A 15,480-nucleotide genomic window follows, 5' to 3' on the forward strand; every position below is an offset into this window, starting at 1 on the left:
TCCCTAAACTGGTGGTGTCGAAACATTAACTTGATACGTGGAGAAGTATGTATCCACAGAAATTGCGTGACGTTCATTAATTTCACTCAAAGCATTCACTACCGCACCAAACGCGTGATTTGGACCATAATGTTCGGACAGTGCCGAGTAACGTCTTGATGATGAGAACAAAACATGAGCGAGTTGCTCTGAACTCACCTCTAACGTAATTGCTGCTTGCTTAACTTGTTGTTCGACCATGCTGTTACTTCCTTCGAAGTTCTCAGCGTGATTGTAAGTTGAAATTCTAGAAGGAAGCGTAACGCCAAGTGACTCAAGATGCACGTCGAGCAAAACTTCAAAATCGTAAGCAATCACCCAAGCATTGTTTCGACAAACTCGAACAATCTCATCGATCAATGCTTCAGATTTTGCATAAGATAACGAGCCAGCAAACGCGACAACATCGACCGAGTTGTTGTCCAAAGGAATATTGTCGCCAGTACCTTGGAGGTAGCTCAAACCTTCAACATGACTTGCCTGTGCTAGCATCGCGCTACTTGGATCAATACCAATCACACGGCTGCAAAACTTAATAAGTGCTTCACTCGAAACGCCGGTTCCACAACCTATATCCAAACCTAGTTCGAAATCAGAACCTTTAGGAAGGGCGACGCCCAGGATTTCTTGATGAATTGGAGGGCGATACGCCGCATAGTGTTTAGAAATTTCGTCACTGTATTCATCGCTCATGCCGAATCTACTCCATGAAAATGACCAACATCGAATAATACTTCTTAGTATCTTAGACTCGTAAAACTAGCACTAAATTATTGTTATTTAAATGCATAACCTAGTTGTCACTGGAGGTATTGAGCGCTGTAGCACAAAGGCCTATTTGTACAGACTGAACTTCTTCGTAAATTCACGCAGAATATCGGTGCTACCGAACAAACAGACCCCGAGGTATTCCAAATCCGCTTCTTCGGTAACCACCGTTCACTAACCACTAGTCAACGCTCACCATACTAGTTCTGAACTACGCACAAAATGAATGGTGACTGGCATTTCGATCTAAGTGTTCGACACGTGGCGCATCGTTCAATTGCTGAGTGATCAAGTAAGTTATCGGTGTGCAATTTTCGGGTAGCTCATCACGCTCAAACCAACGGAACTCTTGGCATAAATGGGGCTCAGCATTCTGTATGTCGCCAGCCCATTCATGGCATAGATAGAAGTAGTGACAAATGGGTAGCTCTGGGTCAGAGACAATCGCGAACAATGCCAAGTTACTTACGTCAACCGCGACCTCTTCTCGCGCTTCTCGCTCTGCTGCTGTCCGAGGTAACTCCCCTTGCTCTATTCTTCCGGAAGGAAATCCCCAGTATTGGTCGAATGCTTCTGTGTTTTGACGAAAGCCGAGCAGAAACTTAGAGCCCGAAACAAAGATAATTTGGACTACATTCTTCATGAGTATCACAGTGTCGATTGGTAATATTTGACCATATCGTCTTGATTGATCGCTGGGCCTTCTAGGCTCTGTTGATCTTTCATAATCTGTGCCAGTGAAGGCAGAATAGAACGCTCAACTTTAAACGTATCAGACCAAAGCTTGCCTCTCATTACCGCCTTAGCGCAATGAAAGTACATAGACTCTACGGCGATTTTAATCACGACTTTTGGGGCTTTCTTCCCATCAGGACAAGCGGCAAGCAAATTTGGATCGGTATGGATACTGGCTTTACCTTTAAGACGTACCACTTCATCAATCCCATTAACCATCAGCAGTAATCCAACTTCAGGGTTATTGATGATGTTTTTTAAACCATCAATTCGATTGTTTCCCGAACTATCAGGTATTAGGATCGTAGACTCATCGACAACCTTAATAAAACCGGGCTCGCCGCCTTTTGGAGAAAGGTCGCCAAAGCCGTGCGAGTCTGTCGTCCCCAATACAGCGAAGTGGCAATGATTGATCAAAGTAATCGCATGGGCATCCAGTGCTGGAAGTACTTTATTTTGAGCCCTTTTACTCGGCTCGGCATAAAGCTCATTTAATTGTTCTAGTGTTTTTATTTCACTCATTGTTAAGCCTTTTCGTGCTCTTTTGTGCATCTAATTTTTACTAAAAATTACCAGTGTTTTAATGACTCGTGCAATTTCTCTATACTTTGAATGCCGAGTTCACTACTCTGCCAACCGCACTGATCGCCCTCAAATCTTGGAAAGATATGCAGGTGGTAATGAGACAACTCATTAAACTCACCATTATTTTGCAAGAATGAAATACCATCAGGTTTAAACGCCTCTTCAATACGTCTATACACCTGCCTAGCGACAGAATGAATTTCGGTAAGAACACCTTCTGGTAGATCGATATAGTTGGCGTACGGATGTGTCGGACAAATCAAAATATGCCCAAAGTTGATAGGATTGTGGTCAGCAAAAGCAATCACGTCATCGGATTCATAAACGATGACAGCCTCCATTTCGCGGCGAACAATTTTTTCGACAATTGTCATTTAAAATCTCCAAGTTTCAGTTTTGAGTATTAACCTTCTTAAAGGGCTATACGCCATACATCGCGCTTCATTATTTTTTGAGTGACTTGTACATGATGTAGCTGTTAACTGGACCAAATTTAGGATGCTTATATGCCTTGGGGATGGCACCGATAATACTAAAGCCAAGCCTTTCCCAAAGCTTGATTGCAGTTTTGTTCGTCGACACGACACTGTTGAATTGCATCGCCTCAAAGCCTAATTCAATCGCGACTTTTTGAGAGTGTTCGCACAAAGACCGAGCGATTCCCTGCCCCCTTGCCTCTTCGGAAACCATGTAACCACAGTTACAAATATGACCGCTTGGACCCATTGCATTAGGCTTTATGTAGTACGAGCCTAAAACAACGTCGTTCTCGGTATAGACATAAGTTTTTGATGGCTGTTCACACCAAACCGAAAAAGCTTGTTCCATCGTCATTTCCGGATCAAATGCATAGGTTTCTTGTGCTTGAATCACAGCCGAGAAAGTAGGCCAAAATGACTCAAAGTCAGATTTAGACATTTCCCTGATCATGAATTTCCTCCTAAACCAAACTTGCCGCAACACAGGTTCTACCATTGCCAAGTTCTACAATGATGTACTGCGTATTTCTATTCTAGCCATCCTACGAGTGACCATTGCATCATGTAACTCAACCGAACAACATTAGCCCGACATCCAGGCATTGAATGGAAAAGTAGTTCTGTAATTGCGACTTGATAGGCTTTCGTAACATATTGACTACCTTAGCAAATATGCCACCAACGCGAATAGATGTGGAAGTGCGTAGTGATACACGCTATTAACAAAGATCTGTTAATGATTACGTGCTTAGGCGAGTAAACGATTCAAACGAACGGCTCACGAGCGCGATTAAGGTTAAACAGGCTAATTAGGAGCCTCTTCCTCAGTGAAGTTGGTTTTAAAGGTAAATGCGTAAGGAGAGTCTCCCACTTCTCTGAGGTGCTCTAAACGTTCAATCGCTTCATCAAGGGTTGGGATGTGATCATCTTTAACCCACCAAAGCACATATGTGTCTTCCGCTAATCGATGAAACCATTCGCCCTTTCTTCGCATAAAGTCGCGGTGGTGAGTTCGAAACATGAAATTCTTTAAGGCGTCGACCGATTCCCAGACAGACATATTGACGATCATGTTCGGATCATCAAACGCTTTTATGTTGGTTGCATCGCCAGATTCATCTTTAAGACGCCACACAAACCCTTCACTACTTTCGGCAATGCCATTTACCAATTCCAAATTATCGACGAAGTCTTTAATCTCTGGTGCATCTAAAGGGTATTTCGCGAGAGCGATATTTAATTGAGCGAGTTTCACAATACTTCTTCCTTGAATGATTATGATGGAACCATTAAGCCTTTTATTAATGCCTAGGTTGTCTGCTGAACCCAGACCACATTTTCATTTGAGGTTGGTATTTCAAACCAAGACCAGAACAACGCTAGCATATCAGGCGTCATTTCATACGACTTTCCGTTCAGATCTGCGTTGCGCTTCAATGCCCTCTGCTTACATGTCTCAAACGATACATCGAGGTAATGAACTTCACTTTCAACACCGACAGTCGATGCCCATGTTATAAAAGCATCACGGTCTGCTTTCTTCCAAAAGCCAAAGTCGAAAATAACAGGGACATCGAGAGAAAATAGCTGAAGCGCAGATTCTTTAAACAAGTCTTGTAGCGTAGCGAGCCGTTTATCGAAGACATCGCGATCCATGTGCTCGCCATATAGGGGAATCATCCACTCATCAATCGAGAAACTAAAAGCGTTATGTTGGTCTGCAAGCTGCTTGGAGTAAGTCGTCTTACCGGAACCAATGAAACCACATACGAAATAGATTTTAGCCATAATTCCTCGTTACCTTAGTCTTTAAAGCGTGTTGTTTGCAGATGCTAAAGCTTCTGTGTCTTTATCTATAATTTCGCGTATCGAAGCTGTCAGTTCATCGCTGTCAGTGTACTTTCTGCCATAAGCCAAATTGAACCCATAATCAAAGTCATCTGGGTTTTGCCCTTGAGTATGCTGTAGCAAGGTTTCAATTTTATCGAGAGCTTTAGCTAACTTTGCTTCTTCTGATGACGCGTTTTCGTATTCATCCCAAAGCAAGAGAATGTCTTGTTGCAAGTAATCAGGAAGAGGCGCAATTAACGTAATCAGATCACGCCTTTCCTGCTCTCCTTTATTCGAACCTTCTACTTGATCGATGGCGGCAATATCACCACCAATGGCCTCACCCAAATCGTGAATGATGCACATTTTTGTCAGTTTGAGCGAATCAATATGTGGGTAATGCTCTGAGAACATCATTACCATCAAACATAAACGCCAAGTGTGTTCAGCGGTACTTTCATGTCGACCATTTGAAGTTCGAGCTGTTCGCAATGTGTTCTTAAGCTGCTCAGCACCTCTTAAAAACTCCAAGACGCCTTCTATTTCTATATTTTTCATCACATTATATCCGGTGAATTCATAGAGCACTTGGTGCCAAGTGTGAGGACCTACATTTAACACCAACAGTTAGCTAGAAGAGCTTTTTCGACATGTTGTAAAATCTGTCATCAGCGCTATCTACTACAAAGCCCACTCTTTCATAAAGTCGGAATGCAGGGCTAATTTTAAAGACTCGTAACTTAAGTCGATTTACACCAGCCTCAACCGCTAAGCGCTCGCATTCAGTAAAGGCAAGTGCACCAATGCCTTTACCTTGGTGCTGCTCACTGACCTGTAAGTCTCGAATGTAACAACTGTCATCATCAAAAACTAAGCGGATAGCACCAACTATTTCTCCGTTGAGCATTATGTCGAGGTTAGTTAAATCGCGAATTTGCTCTTCGATCTTAACGCAATCCCATTCGACCGAGTATTGCTCATAGTAAGAACGCATATTTAAAAAAGTCATCTTCGCCGAAGCGGATAGATCTTTTGTTTGCTGGTACGAAATCATTGAACCCCCGAACACTCAATTTACGTGTGTACTCTGCTGACAGCTTAAGTAAATAAGAGTGGTATAAACAACTACGCTAAAAGCCGATTCAGACCAAAATTGCCGAACCTTGAAAATCTGTTCCATTTTATTCTTTGGGGCTTAATACGATGCGCCATTGATCTTTCGAACAGGAATTCTCGAAAGCGTTTCAATATCGGCCATTCTCATGTTTACAGCCAAGATATCTTCAGAACATTTCTGCGTTGTCACGTAATGTGTTAAACAGCCGCAATTATTACAACGATGGAACTCAACTTCTTTGTCGCCCCAACAATAAAAGTCCGTATCTTCCTTCGTATTGACTTGAACTTGCTCGGGAGAAAAGTACGCCCAAGCCGCTGCATAGCGACGACAAATAGAACAATTACACTCACCAACTTCTTTTGGTAGCGAACTTAATATCAAACTTACATTCCCACAGTGACACTTTAACTCCATGCAACGCTCCCTGTACTGGCTTAAACCTAATAGAGGATTAGAAATGTTAGAACAAATCAACCCTCATCCGTTCACAACACCTTGCTGTGAGGTTTACCCTGCTCTAGCGCCGTTTGGCATTTCGTTCTCAGGGCAAGCTAAACACGGCTGCAATTTGTCTTCATAGCCGATATCAAACAACATACCCTGAGACACTTCACCAGCCATTTTTCGTTCAGGTAGGTTAACAACGAACAATGCTTGCTTACCTTCTATTTCCTTCGGGTTTTCACGCTCTTGCTTTATGCCAGCCAAGATCGAACGCTTATGGTCACCAAAGTCGACCGTCAACTTCATCAGCTTATCGGATTTAGCAACCTCGGAAACCTCAACGATTAAACCCACACGAATGTCGATTTTTGCGAAGTCATCAAATGTGATTTCATCTTTAATTGGAGCGTGTTTAATGCATCTGTCCTCAAATATATTCGGAACGTATAAAGCTACATCAAGTAGTGAGTAGTACTAGTGTCTAACATAAAGCACTATGCCATAAACACAAAACCCTAGGATGAGTTGAAAGTTTCGAGTTATTAAAGCCTTGTATAAATTCTGCAGCTATAGTGACACATAGAGCTCAGTTAAAGTCGGGAACTTCGAGCATTCCCAATCACTTGGAAGCTTTATTTCACTACACGACTTAACTAACTCAACAGCTTTGGCGCTATCTGAAGAGCAACTAACCTCCGCAAGTTCATCCAGTAAAGCTAATTCAGATTCTCCAGAAATCGGGCTCATGAATTTAGGCAGTATGCCCCACCCTGTATCCCATGTATGCATTTCAAATTTTGATAATGCATACAAGTCTCGAATGAGGCTCCCTTTGATAAACGCTAAGCCTTTAAAATCTCGAAAACCAAAATTATCAGAAGACTCCACGTTTTCGCGGCACAACTTCCAAGCTTGTCCTGCCACTATAAAGTTTGTTGACGGTACATCACACGAATCAAATTCAAACTGCAACACTTGACGGTGAACATCGTCTAGCTGAGCATCCACGGATACCCACCCTTTCCCTTCGTTCCAATACTCACATACCCAGTGATCTTCAAAATAATTTTGAGCCAAATAAGTCGCAAACCCACTCCTTAGCCGGGCTGGTACTCCTTTTGCCCTCAAAATAGCGCAAACCAGTAGTGAAAAATCTCTACAAATACTGATAACTCTGTGGTTTGACTTCTTGAGTGTATGCGCAGGCTCAGCTGATTTCAACATTGCCAAAGACACTAAGTCTTTAGCATGCCGAGTCTGCATTTCTGTCAGTTTGTTTAGCGGGTCAGCCTCAACACCATAGTGCTCAAGCCAATACGAGTGAATAAGGTTCCCTTGAACAAACTTACATATACCCGCTATATCATCAGGCACTCTACTGATATCGAGCAAATCATTAGGGAGCTCTGTAAACTCCGTATTTTGTATATAGTCGTTGATAACCATTGGTTTAAGCCTATGTAGATATGCGTGCGTATACATGGCGTCTAGTGATGATGTGAGGTAAGAAATGCCATGCATTAAGAATCAATTTTGTACAGTTTGTTATGTATAATTTTCTATATACTTCCTCAATGACTCTGTCGGTTCAAACAAAGGACTAATTGGAAGGTTAAGATTTAGCTTTTCAATTTCGGATGCTGAAGCGCCATGTTGCCTCTCAAATTCACCCCAACTGATCTTATGAACCCGCTTTACGATTTGACAGTCTAGTAACAGCTGGGAAAAAGCCTCAGGACTATACCCTTCAATCTCTGCAATAAAATGTTGTATAGCGGGACGTTTACCTCGAACTAGTGCCAAATAAAATTTAGCGATGTCATCAACATGGATATATTGGTTATTGCCTTTAGATGGTATCGCTATTTGGAGAGTTTGGTCGGATAAAGAATCTACAATTCGCTTTAGCTGGCAGTTTTCACCACCATAAACCAAACTAGGACAGTAAACGACATGCCACTTTTTCTTGATAGCGTCGCCTATTGTAACCGTGTCCGGTTTCACCACCTCTAGAGGCCTAAGCCTAAACTCTTTGAGGTCATGGCACGAAGCATTACCGAATAGCCAAACACCCGATGTGTGGATTTTTGTCGCTCCTTCAGCTGCGAATCTATCCAACTGAGTTAGCAGCTTGGACTCTAAATCAGCTATTTCCTCCGGCGAAAATTCTGACCAATGTGGGCGAGCACAATTTATAACGATATCAAAGTAACCAGAGAAATCTGATGGGGCTTGGTTAAGCCTCCAAATAGAAGATAAGACACCGCGAGTCCTGCTGTATGTCGAAACTTCAAAGCCACATTCGACAAACAACTTAGTCACGTGGCTACCAATATACCCATTAGATCCTGCTATCAGTACTTTCATTCTTTCTTTAGCTCTCGATTACACAAAACACTTTGAACCAAAACTGCCAAGCGTTGGGAATTCGTCTTGAACGCTTGTTATGCGAAATTCGACAATGCTGATTTGTACGCCTTTCTAGCCTCGGTACTTAAGTAGCTGTCCATACCTTGGAACAGTTCAAATAGCTCAGAACCATATTTGAGCTTGAACTCTTCACTGTTATAGACAAGCTCTAGCTCATTAGCGACCGTTAACTCGCAAAACAACTTCACCGTTGCACTCTCGAGTTTGAATATTGAACCAGTAAATCTGTCTTTAAATTGGATTTCTAGCACCTTGCCAAATTGAGGGAATACATAGTCTCGGTCGCATGAGCAATACAAGTAAACCAATGCTTCTGCATCATTACCAATAATTCGCGCTATTTCTTGGCGCTGACTTAGCGACACCATATTTTCATCGAAACCCGCTGTTCCATACGCGGCATGAAAGAGACCTGCGATTTGAAGTAACTTGCTACTACCCCAGTTAATTAGAACTTGTTCAGTTCCTTTCAGGTGTGCTTCCAATGAACCGTTAAGGTGCTGAAAATCACCCGCACCAAGCTCTTGAAGCATTAAAAATTTATCCATAAACCTCAATTTCCTTTAGGTCGCATAACGCCGCATTAAGGTGTGATACACGCTTGGCTATACTTGAGCGAAGCGAAACTGCCAAGCGTGAGGAATCACTCTTAAATGCTTTGTTATGCCATTTCGTCAAGTTTGGTACGAATTCTATTCGCACATTCAATTGGAGAACTGGCAATGTCCTTACCGCAGATTCTAAGGCTTGTAATACCAATTTTTTGCAGTTTGTCATCAATGGCTTTATCTTTTGCGATAGCCTCTGGCGACGAGTGATGAGCTATTGAATCACAGAATACCGCTAGCTTTTTCTCTGGAAAGTAATAGTCAGCATCAGTAATTGTTTTCAACCGACGTCGAGACTTAGAGTTTTCCCATAATTTATGGAAGCCCGGTACAGTGAAGCCGTCTTCGCAAATAATTGTCTGCAACTCAGGGTAAAGACCAATAGAGTCCATTGCTTGCAATAGGAATAACTCAATAGGGGAATCACACCCCCAAATACGTTTAGGCTTAACTTTTTTAAACGGCTTAAAGTACCAACTTTTCCGATATTTTTCGTAGTCTTGGCGAACTTGCTTGTTATTACGAAGAGGCTCAGGGACGGCAGGACTCAAAACTTCATGATGCTTAAAAGGCATAGCCAATGCATATGTACCAACAACAAAACCAATCATATCTGATTCAATACCTGTGTAGTCGGTATATCCCATCATATGTAACCCATAAGCTCCTGCAAACGGGTTGAAACCACGGTAAATCTTTGGTGCTCGATTTTGTTCTTCCAAATCAATTTTTTCAATCCATTCAGGAGTAACTATGGAAAGTTCTCCCCTTTTACTAGCGGGTTGTAAAGATATATTGTAAGGCTTACCAACTAAAACACCGTCTTTCTCTTCAAAGCCGTAAGCATTAACTACAACAAATACCAACTGAAACGTCACTTTCTCTTTTTTATAGATTTCGATTGATTTTTCAGATGGATTTACATGAACTAATCGGTCGTTAGCAAGCATGTGCCTCATCTCGAGCGGTTGAACTCCATCTAAATCGAATAAGTCAAACTCTAGGAATTTACCAATGCTTCCAGACATATCAATGGTCACAGGTAGTTCTGGCAATTCTTTGTAATAAGGGAGTTCGAATAACTCTTCTGGACGGTTTTCTATATTTCTAATTTCTGCCATATCTCTCATTTTACTCCTGTGGCATAACGCCGCGTTAAGTAGTGAGCAACGCAGACCACTTAGCTTAAACCATTGTGCCGTAAACACTAAATTCAAAGCAAACCGAAAATGCCAAGCGTTGGGAATCTGTCTTAAACGCTTTGTTATAAGGCGGACTTTTAGTTAAGCGCCTTTTCCAACCAAACCGAACTAATGTACTCACCATTTTTCTTTGCATATTCATTGAATACGCCAATTTCTCTAAAACCAAAACGCTTGTGTAAGGCAACTGAAGCATCATTAGGTAATGCGATACCTGACAACACCCTGTGGACTCCGTAACCAGAAATTGATGAGAACAGCTTAGAATACAGTTTTGAACCAACACCTTTACCTTTTGCTGTTGAAGCAAGGTACACGGTAACTTCAGCTGTATCCTCAAATGCTGAAATGTCCCTATAAGGCTGGAAACATGCGAAACCTAGCAACTCCCCACTTTCGATAGCAACGAAAAGTTGATGCTTACTATTACATGAGAATTGAGAGAACCAATTTAGACGGTTTTCTTGCGTAAATGCCTGCTCTTCAAAACGAGCGTTAGTATGCTCTATGTAAAAGTTAAAGATATCGGTGATGGCTGCGACATCGCTTAGCTTCCCTACTCTGATTTCCACGTAAATCCCTTTTATCTTCGAGCCTTATAACGCTCTGTTAAGGGGTGAGCAACGCAATACCAAAGCCGCCGCATACCACCTTAAACACTAAAACCAACGCATAGTAAAAATGCCACGCGTTGCGAATCCCTCTTGAACAGTTTGTTATGCTTGTGGTTCTGAAACCACAACACTGTCATTTGCCCTTATGTACATCAAATGCTTGTCGTAAAAGTCGTTTCTCACACAACCATGTTGCAACGCTTTTTTGTAGATTGAAGCCACAAATATATCGGCTACGCTAAAGTCGTTACCCACTGCAAATCCTGAATCACAACAGATCGATGTACTTAACTTTTCTAAGCAACGCATAATCCAGTTCGCACGAAGTGCTCGCTTTGACATCTCATCTAACTCTGGACGCATAAACCTTAACACTGTTCTGTTTTGGGGAGAGTGAATACTGGAGTTTACATACTCACAAACTCTGCGGATATGAGTTTTTTCATTGAGGCTTTTACCAAATAAGCTTGGATTGGGAAAGCGTTCTTCTAAATACTCAATAATTGCCATTGATTCAGAGAATAGCGAGCCATCGACACAAAGAGATGGGACATAGCCAAAAGGATTTACATCTAGGTATGTGGTCGTTAGTTCGTCAGAGCTGACCTCAATTCTATCGTAACGTATACCCTTAAAATTTAGTACCCACTCCACCCTTTCAGAACTATTCGAACCTTGTGCGCTATACAGCGAAACTTCCATACATCCTCCCGAAAAGCATAACGCCAAATTAAGGTGTGAACAACGCTTACACCTAATCTAAACCATTGTGCCATAAACACTAAACTGGCTTGAATTGAAAGTGCCAAGCGTTGTGAATCACTCTTAAATTTATTGTTAGCTTTTCAATCTATCGACGATCTCAGTGTTGGATAATGGAACTCCGATACCACTATTTACCATGTATCCGAATGATTCATCATGACAACCTTGGTCATACGAATCGATGCACTCTTGGGCCAGTAACAAATGGTAGTCCCGTTGATACGCATCGATAGCGGTGACTCTCACGCATGCATGAGTATTTACACCAGCAATTACAATTTCACTAGGTGGCATTTCATTTAAGATTTCATCGAGTTCTGTTTCAAAGAAAGCACTATAGCGCTTTTTAATAACTTCATGCTCTTCAGGATGTCGAGACAACTCACTTAATAGCTTGCAGCCGTTAGTACCATCTATAGTCCACTTTTGACTCGATTGTCGTAACGCTAAATATGTATCCGACAAGTCTTCTTTAAAGACTTGCCGCACCCAGATAATCTTCTGACGTTCTCTACGAAAGGCATGCACCAACTCGTTCAATGAGCGAGTAAATTCCGTTCTTTTTTCAGCGAGTCTACCCTGCTGGAAAAAGTCCTCTTGCATATCAATAACTAGTAGTAATTTAGTCATGATGATCTCCTAGGAAAGCTAACAGCTCTATTAGACAGAATTATTCTGTATTTAAATGCAGATTAATTCTGTCTAGTTTCTACCGTTCACACCTCATATGCAATCTAGTCATTATATAACAACGACTTATATCACAGCTAGACTTGGTGTTAGAGAAAGTAAGGAATTTTTCTGTCTAGTATGACCAAATTCCCAACATAAAGAATCTGGTCATTAAAGCTTACTTCAGCTCTTCTGGAATACGGTGGTCTTTGTGGTAGTACTCTCGGTCGCGTTCGTTGATTTCTCTCACAACTTTACAAGGGTTGCCTACCGCAACCACATTCGCTGGGATGTCTTTCGTGACTATGCTGCCAGCGCCAATTACCGAGTTTTCACCTATGGTAACGCCCGGTAACACAACCGTGTGTGCGCCAAGCCATACGTTGTTACAGATACGGACAGGAACATTGAACTGGGCGGCTTTGAGCCTGAGTTCAGGGCTGATGGGATGTGTGCCGGTCGCAATGGTGACGTTAGGTGCAATCATTACGTTATCACCGATGAATACGTCGGTGTCGTCAACCAGCGTTAGGTTGAAGTTTACGTATACGTTGTTACCCAAGTGAGTGTGACGGCCCCAGTTAGCGTGTAGTGGCGGCTCTATGTAACAACCCTCGCCGACTTCTGCGAACAATTGCTTCATAATTTGTTGGCGTTTTTTACCCTCACTCGGGCGAGTGTGGTTGAAATCGTACAGCACTTCTAAGCATTGCGTTTGCTCGGCGACCAGATCGACGTCATCACAGTAATAAACGTCTTGGTTGTGCATTTTTGCCTTTATATCCATGTTTGAACCTATTTGATAATTACCGAAGAACGGCATACATAAAGCGACATATGGATAATTTGAAGCGTTTCACTGGCCTTAAAACAAGTTACGAGTTACGCGGGCTTATGTTCTCGGCAACACGCCATAGCACGCCTCTTGGGTCTGTGATACAAAACTCAAGCATTCCCCAAGGCTGCTCAACAACCTCGGTAACGGTTACTTCAAATTCCGCCACTACATTAGAGTTTTGTACGTGCTGATACCAACTTTTTACGTCTTCTACGAGCAAGTGCATCATGTAATTGTGACAGTGCGCAGGTTCGTAAAAATCTTGTAAAAGGAATGCATAATCACCGTGACGAAAATAGGCAATATCATGGAACTCAGACATGAGTTCAAACCCCAGAGCTTGGTAAAAACGCTTAGATAGGTCGAAATCCTTTGCGGGAACAAACGATTTTATTTCAGTGACTTTCAGGTTTTCTACGTTGGACATTTCCTTCTCCATTACGGGCCATTCCTTTGTGATTTATGTGTAGCTCAGCAATGAGGTAAATGTTAGGTGACATTGTCACGTAACAACCACCTCATTGAACGTGCAGGGTTTGAATATGAGTTAATCGTCAGCACCACATTTTGCACAAGGCTGGTAAGTACGTTCGCCTTGTTCAATTACCACGTAATCACGCACGCAACTTTCACATAATGCTAGCTTTGGGTAAGCGTCCTTCTGTTTCTTTGCGTTTATATCGCCTTCAGTGGTGTAGATAGTTCTCATTTGAAGCCTTTAGTATTAATCACTTATAAAGCCAAATTGTATCACTGTTTATCGCGCCATTTTTATACTTTGAACAACAAAATCAACGTGCCACGCGTATCAGTGGTAACATTAAAAGAGTCAGCCAACGAAGAAGCCAAGAATGAAAGATTGTAATCAATGCGGAAAATGTTGCATCAAATATGGGGATGGCGACCTCGCCGCAACTCAAGAAGAGGTTGATTTGTGGGAACTGTTCAACCCGGACATCTTTGAATATGTTCGCGGTGGTGAAATTTGGTTCGATCCTCAATCCGGCGAACGTTTAACTCGTTGTCCGTTTCTAGAGGTCGTCCCGAATAAAAACACGAACGCTCAAGCCAAATACACATGCAGTATTTACTTAGACCGCCCAGAGGATTGCCGACACTACCCTAGCCTAATCAATGAGACGGTCAGGGATGAGTGTGAGATGATTGAAGTGGTGGATCTGCAAGATACGAAAAAAGCTCAAAGAAAGCTCGACCTTTTAATGAAAGGAAGTCGCCCTTCAAGCTTTTCATAATTGTGATCTTTGGGGGAGCTGACCTCGTCGTTACGACAAGTACTGATTCTCTTCTAACCAATCTAGCGCAACCAGTGCCGCCAATGAACATACTTCTCTGTCATTGCCATCGACAAACTTAAGCTCTTCGATTTCAGCGTCTGGCGATAGCTCACCTGTGTAGTCAGCAGCGTAACAAGTCAGTTGCACAGAAATGCCTTCCGCTTTGCCATCAGCTTGGCCAGTAAACGTCTCAACGTATTTGATTGAATCAGGTACTAAATCGACTGAAATCTCTTCTTTGATTTCACGAAGCAATGCTTGCTCATCACTTTCACCCGCTTCGCGTTTTCCGCCCGGTAAGTAAAACAGTTCTTTGCCTTTTGATCTCACCATCAGCAGCTTGCCATCTTGAATGAATATCCAAGCGAGCTTATCAATTACCTTATTCATGTTGTTAAACCTTGTTATTGTGCGTCTTATTCTAATTAAAGCGACGATATCGCATGGGCGGTATGTTACCTACAGCCGTCAGCATATTCTATTGAATTACATAAATAATGACGTTGGGAGTCGATGAATGACAGCTGGTGGTTGGTTAAAGGTCAACGCTTACCACTGGCTGTCATTTGAAATAAGATGTGATGAATCTAATCAACAAGCCACTCTATGGCAGAGTCGTGGTCTTCGAATGATTTGATGTCACCTGACACAAACCAGCTCCCCACTTTTGATGCCAGTTCTTGCCAGCTTTTATCGCCACAAATAGCGATTTTATCTATCTTGGAGTTGAGCTCTAAACCGAGTTTGAAATCATCCCATGCGGCACGCAGTTCCCACCCCGTCAGCGTTGAGATATCGACCATCATCTTTAATGCTGATGAATCGATCTCTTTTATGGTGGTTTTTAACATAGGTATCATTGCTTGATAGTCGTCGTGCGTTAGTTTCCCTTTCGCTTTGAACACGATAATGGTTTCGCCGCTAACACGCTCAATTCCAACCGATATTCCATGACGTTCGATACTCATAACCTAGCCCTTCTTAGAAATATAGGCTTAGCTTAGAGTATTAATTAGGCAACAAATGAGAGGTTGCTTTCAAAATGAAAGCACAGAA

At 42.2% G+C, this 15,480-nt stretch carries 24 protein-coding genes and 2 pseudogenes; 1 reads left to right on the forward strand and 25 read right to left on the reverse strand.

Annotated elements, in window-relative coordinates:
• Positions 1 to 3: 3 nt before the first annotated feature.
• From L1D55_RS13385 to L1D55_RS13495, 23 genes and pseudogenes are all read right to left on the reverse strand, one after another.
• Positions 4 to 732, reverse strand: a complete 729-nt coding sequence (locus L1D55_RS13385) for a class I SAM-dependent methyltransferase (protein WP_239917743.1) — start codon at positions 730 to 732, stop codon at positions 4 to 6.
• A 141-nt stretch (positions 733 to 873) separates the two neighbouring features.
• A pseudogene (locus L1D55_RS13390) lies at positions 874 to 969 on the reverse strand (DUF2000 family protein); the annotation flags it as partial.
• A gap of 49 nt (positions 970 to 1,018) precedes the next feature.
• On the reverse strand, positions 1,019 to 1,450 hold the full coding sequence (locus tag L1D55_RS13395) for an NUDIX domain-containing protein (RefSeq protein ID WP_239917744.1): 432 nt from the start codon (positions 1,448 to 1,450) through the stop codon (positions 1,019 to 1,021).
• 5 nt (positions 1,451 to 1,455) lie between these two features.
• Complete coding sequence (locus L1D55_RS13400; RefSeq protein WP_239917745.1) at positions 1,456 to 2,064, reverse strand: pyridoxamine 5'-phosphate oxidase family protein; 609 nt, start codon at positions 2,062 to 2,064, stop codon at positions 1,456 to 1,458.
• Positions 2,065 to 2,111: 47 nt separating this feature from the next.
• Complete coding sequence (locus L1D55_RS13405; RefSeq protein WP_239917746.1) at positions 2,112 to 2,501, reverse strand: HIT family protein; 390 nt, start codon at positions 2,499 to 2,501, stop codon at positions 2,112 to 2,114.
• Between the two features lie 70 nt (positions 2,502 to 2,571).
• Entirely contained in the window at positions 2,572 to 3,057 is a 486-nt protein-coding gene (locus L1D55_RS13410) for a GNAT family N-acetyltransferase (RefSeq protein WP_239917747.1), read from the reverse strand.
• A 354-nt stretch (positions 3,058 to 3,411) separates the two neighbouring features.
• Positions 3,412 to 3,861, reverse strand: a complete 450-nt coding sequence (locus tag L1D55_RS13415) for a DUF3291 domain-containing protein (RefSeq protein WP_239917748.1) — start codon at positions 3,859 to 3,861, stop codon at positions 3,412 to 3,414.
• A gap of 53 nt (positions 3,862 to 3,914) precedes the next feature.
• Positions 3,915 to 4,394 carry an ATP-binding protein gene (locus L1D55_RS13420; RefSeq protein WP_239917749.1) on the reverse strand — a complete coding sequence of 160 codons (480 nt, stop codon included), beginning with the start codon at positions 4,392 to 4,394 and terminating at the stop codon, positions 3,915 to 3,917.
• A 21-nt stretch (positions 4,395 to 4,415) separates the two neighbouring features.
• Positions 4,416 to 4,994 (reverse strand): HD domain-containing protein, encoded by a 579-nt coding sequence (locus L1D55_RS13425; protein WP_239917750.1) that lies wholly within the window; start codon positions 4,992 to 4,994, stop codon positions 4,416 to 4,418.
• A 73-nt stretch (positions 4,995 to 5,067) separates the two neighbouring features.
• Positions 5,068 to 5,490 carry a GNAT family N-acetyltransferase gene (locus L1D55_RS13430; RefSeq protein ID WP_239917751.1) on the reverse strand — a complete coding sequence of 141 codons (423 nt, stop codon included), beginning with the start codon at positions 5,488 to 5,490 and terminating at the stop codon, positions 5,068 to 5,070.
• Positions 5,491 to 5,631: 141 nt separating this feature from the next.
• Positions 5,632 to 5,970 (reverse strand): aldehyde-activating protein, encoded by a 339-nt coding sequence (locus tag L1D55_RS13435; protein ID WP_239917752.1) that lies wholly within the window; start codon positions 5,968 to 5,970, stop codon positions 5,632 to 5,634.
• 93 nt (positions 5,971 to 6,063) lie between these two features.
• Positions 6,064 to 6,417, reverse strand: a complete 354-nt coding sequence (locus tag L1D55_RS13440) for a tRNA-binding protein (protein ID WP_239917782.1) — start codon at positions 6,415 to 6,417, stop codon at positions 6,064 to 6,066.
• Between the two features lie 150 nt (positions 6,418 to 6,567).
• Entirely contained in the window at positions 6,568 to 7,521 is a 954-nt protein-coding gene (locus tag L1D55_RS13445) for a transglutaminase-like domain-containing protein (RefSeq protein ID WP_239917753.1), read from the reverse strand.
• Between the two features lie 24 nt (positions 7,522 to 7,545).
• A complete protein-coding gene (locus tag L1D55_RS13450; protein WP_239917754.1) occupies positions 7,546 to 8,367 on the reverse strand; it encodes an NAD(P)-dependent oxidoreductase in 822 nt (273 codons plus the stop codon).
• A 77-nt stretch (positions 8,368 to 8,444) separates the two neighbouring features.
• The gene (locus L1D55_RS13455; RefSeq protein WP_239917755.1) at positions 8,445 to 8,978 is read right to left on the reverse strand and encodes a DUF6817 domain-containing protein; all 534 of its coding nucleotides are present in this window, start codon (positions 8,976 to 8,978) and stop codon (positions 8,445 to 8,447) included.
• A gap of 113 nt (positions 8,979 to 9,091) precedes the next feature.
• A complete protein-coding gene (locus L1D55_RS13460; RefSeq protein WP_105069056.1) occupies positions 9,092 to 10,159 on the reverse strand; it encodes a hypothetical protein in 1,068 nt (355 codons plus the stop codon).
• A 158-nt stretch (positions 10,160 to 10,317) separates the two neighbouring features.
• A complete protein-coding gene (locus L1D55_RS13465) occupies positions 10,318 to 10,812 on the reverse strand; it encodes a GNAT family N-acetyltransferase (RefSeq protein WP_239917756.1) in 495 nt (164 codons plus the stop codon).
• Positions 10,813 to 10,849: 37 nt separating this feature from the next.
• Positions 10,850 to 10,991 (reverse strand): annotated as a pseudogene (locus L1D55_RS27690) (DUF3265 domain-containing protein).
• Positions 10,957 to 11,556, reverse strand: coding sequence for a glutathione S-transferase family protein (locus L1D55_RS13475; RefSeq protein WP_239917757.1), 600 nt, complete (start codon positions 11,554 to 11,556; stop codon positions 10,957 to 10,959). The pseudogene L1D55_RS27690 and the gene L1D55_RS13475 overlap by 35 nt, the downstream one beginning before the upstream one ends.
• A gap of 135 nt (positions 11,557 to 11,691) precedes the next feature.
• The gene (locus tag L1D55_RS13480) at positions 11,692 to 12,249 is read right to left on the reverse strand and encodes a cysteine hydrolase (RefSeq protein ID WP_239917758.1); all 558 of its coding nucleotides are present in this window, start codon (positions 12,247 to 12,249) and stop codon (positions 11,692 to 11,694) included.
• A gap of 220 nt (positions 12,250 to 12,469) precedes the next feature.
• Positions 12,470 to 13,078, reverse strand: a complete 609-nt coding sequence (locus L1D55_RS13485) for a sugar O-acetyltransferase (RefSeq protein WP_239917759.1) — start codon at positions 13,076 to 13,078, stop codon at positions 12,470 to 12,472.
• Positions 13,079 to 13,166: 88 nt separating this feature from the next.
• Positions 13,167 to 13,556, reverse strand: a complete 390-nt coding sequence (locus tag L1D55_RS13490) for a VOC family protein (protein WP_239917760.1) — start codon at positions 13,554 to 13,556, stop codon at positions 13,167 to 13,169.
• A gap of 120 nt (positions 13,557 to 13,676) precedes the next feature.
• On the reverse strand, positions 13,677 to 13,838 hold the full coding sequence (locus L1D55_RS13495) for a hypothetical protein (protein WP_198596896.1): 162 nt from the start codon (positions 13,836 to 13,838) through the stop codon (positions 13,677 to 13,679).
• Positions 13,839 to 13,980: 142 nt separating this feature from the next.
• On the opposite strand from L1D55_RS13495, the gene L1D55_RS13500 reads away from it, so the two are divergent.
• Positions 13,981 to 14,382, forward strand: a complete 402-nt coding sequence (locus L1D55_RS13500) for a YkgJ family cysteine cluster protein (protein ID WP_239917761.1) — start codon at positions 13,981 to 13,983, stop codon at positions 14,380 to 14,382.
• A gap of 30 nt (positions 14,383 to 14,412) precedes the next feature.
• Here L1D55_RS13500 and L1D55_RS13505 read toward each other — a convergent pair whose 3' ends face one another.
• Positions 14,413 to 14,814, reverse strand: a complete 402-nt coding sequence (locus L1D55_RS13505; protein WP_128160750.1) for an NUDIX domain-containing protein — start codon at positions 14,812 to 14,814, stop codon at positions 14,413 to 14,415.
• 197 nt (positions 14,815 to 15,011) lie between these two features.
• The gene (locus L1D55_RS13510; RefSeq protein WP_239917762.1) at positions 15,012 to 15,392 is read right to left on the reverse strand and encodes an STAS/SEC14 domain-containing protein; all 381 of its coding nucleotides are present in this window, start codon (positions 15,390 to 15,392) and stop codon (positions 15,012 to 15,014) included.
• Positions 15,393 to 15,480 lie beyond the last annotated feature (88 nt).

This window comes from Vibrio sp. Isolate22 (assembly GCF_022398115.1).
In the GTDB taxonomy this organism is placed as follows: Bacteria; Pseudomonadota; Gammaproteobacteria; order Enterobacterales; family Vibrionaceae; genus Vibrio.

What these genes read in the sequence shown, in the direction of transcription:
- L1D55_RS13395 (WP_239917744.1), bottom strand. Translation starts at nt 1,450, where the DNA reads ATGAAGAATGTAGTCCAAATTATCTTTGTTTCGGGCTCTAAGTTTCTG.
- L1D55_RS13450 (WP_239917754.1), bottom strand. Translation starts at nt 8,367, where the DNA reads ATGAAAGTACTGATAGCAGGATCTAATGGGTATATTGGTAGCCACGTG.
- L1D55_RS13505 (WP_128160750.1), bottom strand. Translation starts at nt 14,814, where the DNA reads ATGAATAAGGTAATTGATAAGCTCGCTTGGATATTCATTCAAGATGGC.
- L1D55_RS13445 (WP_239917753.1), bottom strand. Translation starts at nt 7,521, where the DNA reads ATGCATGGCATTTCTTACCTCACATCATCACTAGACGCCATGTATACG.
- L1D55_RS13410 (WP_239917747.1), bottom strand. Translation starts at nt 3,057, where the DNA reads ATGATCAGGGAAATGTCTAAATCTGACTTTGAGTCATTTTGGCCTACT.
- L1D55_RS13460 (WP_105069056.1), bottom strand. Translation starts at nt 10,159, where the DNA reads ATGGCAGAAATTAGAAATATAGAAAACCGTCCAGAAGAGTTATTCGAA.
- L1D55_RS13490 (WP_239917760.1), bottom strand. Translation starts at nt 13,556, where the DNA reads ATGTCCAACGTAGAAAACCTGAAAGTCACTGAAATAAAATCGTTTGTT.
- L1D55_RS13435 (WP_239917752.1), bottom strand. Translation starts at nt 5,970, where the DNA reads ATGGAGTTAAAGTGTCACTGTGGGAATGTAAGTTTGATATTAAGTTCG.
- L1D55_RS13430 (WP_239917751.1), bottom strand. Translation starts at nt 5,490, where the DNA reads ATGATTTCGTACCAGCAAACAAAAGATCTATCCGCTTCGGCGAAGATG.
- L1D55_RS13420 (WP_239917749.1), bottom strand. Translation starts at nt 4,394, where the DNA reads ATGGCTAAAATCTATTTCGTATGTGGTTTCATTGGTTCCGGTAAGACG.
- L1D55_RS13510 (WP_239917762.1), bottom strand. Translation starts at nt 15,392, where the DNA reads ATGAGTATCGAACGTCATGGAATATCGGTTGGAATTGAGCGTGTTAGC.
- L1D55_RS13385 (WP_239917743.1), bottom strand. Translation starts at nt 732, where the DNA reads ATGAGCGATGAATACAGTGACGAAATTTCTAAACACTATGCGGCGTAT.
- L1D55_RS13400 (WP_239917745.1), bottom strand. Translation starts at nt 2,064, where the DNA reads ATGAGTGAAATAAAAACACTAGAACAATTAAATGAGCTTTATGCCGAG.
- L1D55_RS13485 (WP_239917759.1), bottom strand. Translation starts at nt 13,078, where the DNA reads ATGGATATAAAGGCAAAAATGCACAACCAAGACGTTTATTACTGTGAT.
- L1D55_RS13475 (WP_239917757.1), bottom strand. Translation starts at nt 11,556, where the DNA reads ATGGAAGTTTCGCTGTATAGCGCACAAGGTTCGAATAGTTCTGAAAGG.
- L1D55_RS13495 (WP_198596896.1), bottom strand. Translation starts at nt 13,838, where the DNA reads ATGAGAACTATCTACACCACTGAAGGCGATATAAACGCAAAGAAACAG.
- L1D55_RS13405 (WP_239917746.1), bottom strand. Translation starts at nt 2,501, where the DNA reads ATGACAATTGTCGAAAAAATTGTTCGCCGCGAAATGGAGGCTGTCATC.
- L1D55_RS13425 (WP_239917750.1), bottom strand. Translation starts at nt 4,994, where the DNA reads ATGAAAAATATAGAAATAGAAGGCGTCTTGGAGTTTTTAAGAGGTGCT.
- L1D55_RS13480 (WP_239917758.1), bottom strand. Translation starts at nt 12,249, where the DNA reads ATGACTAAATTACTACTAGTTATTGATATGCAAGAGGACTTTTTCCAG.
- L1D55_RS13500 (WP_239917761.1), top strand. Translation starts at nt 13,981, where the DNA reads ATGAAAGATTGTAATCAATGCGGAAAATGTTGCATCAAATATGGGGAT.
- L1D55_RS13455 (WP_239917755.1), bottom strand. Translation starts at nt 8,978, where the DNA reads ATGGATAAATTTTTAATGCTTCAAGAGCTTGGTGCGGGTGATTTTCAG.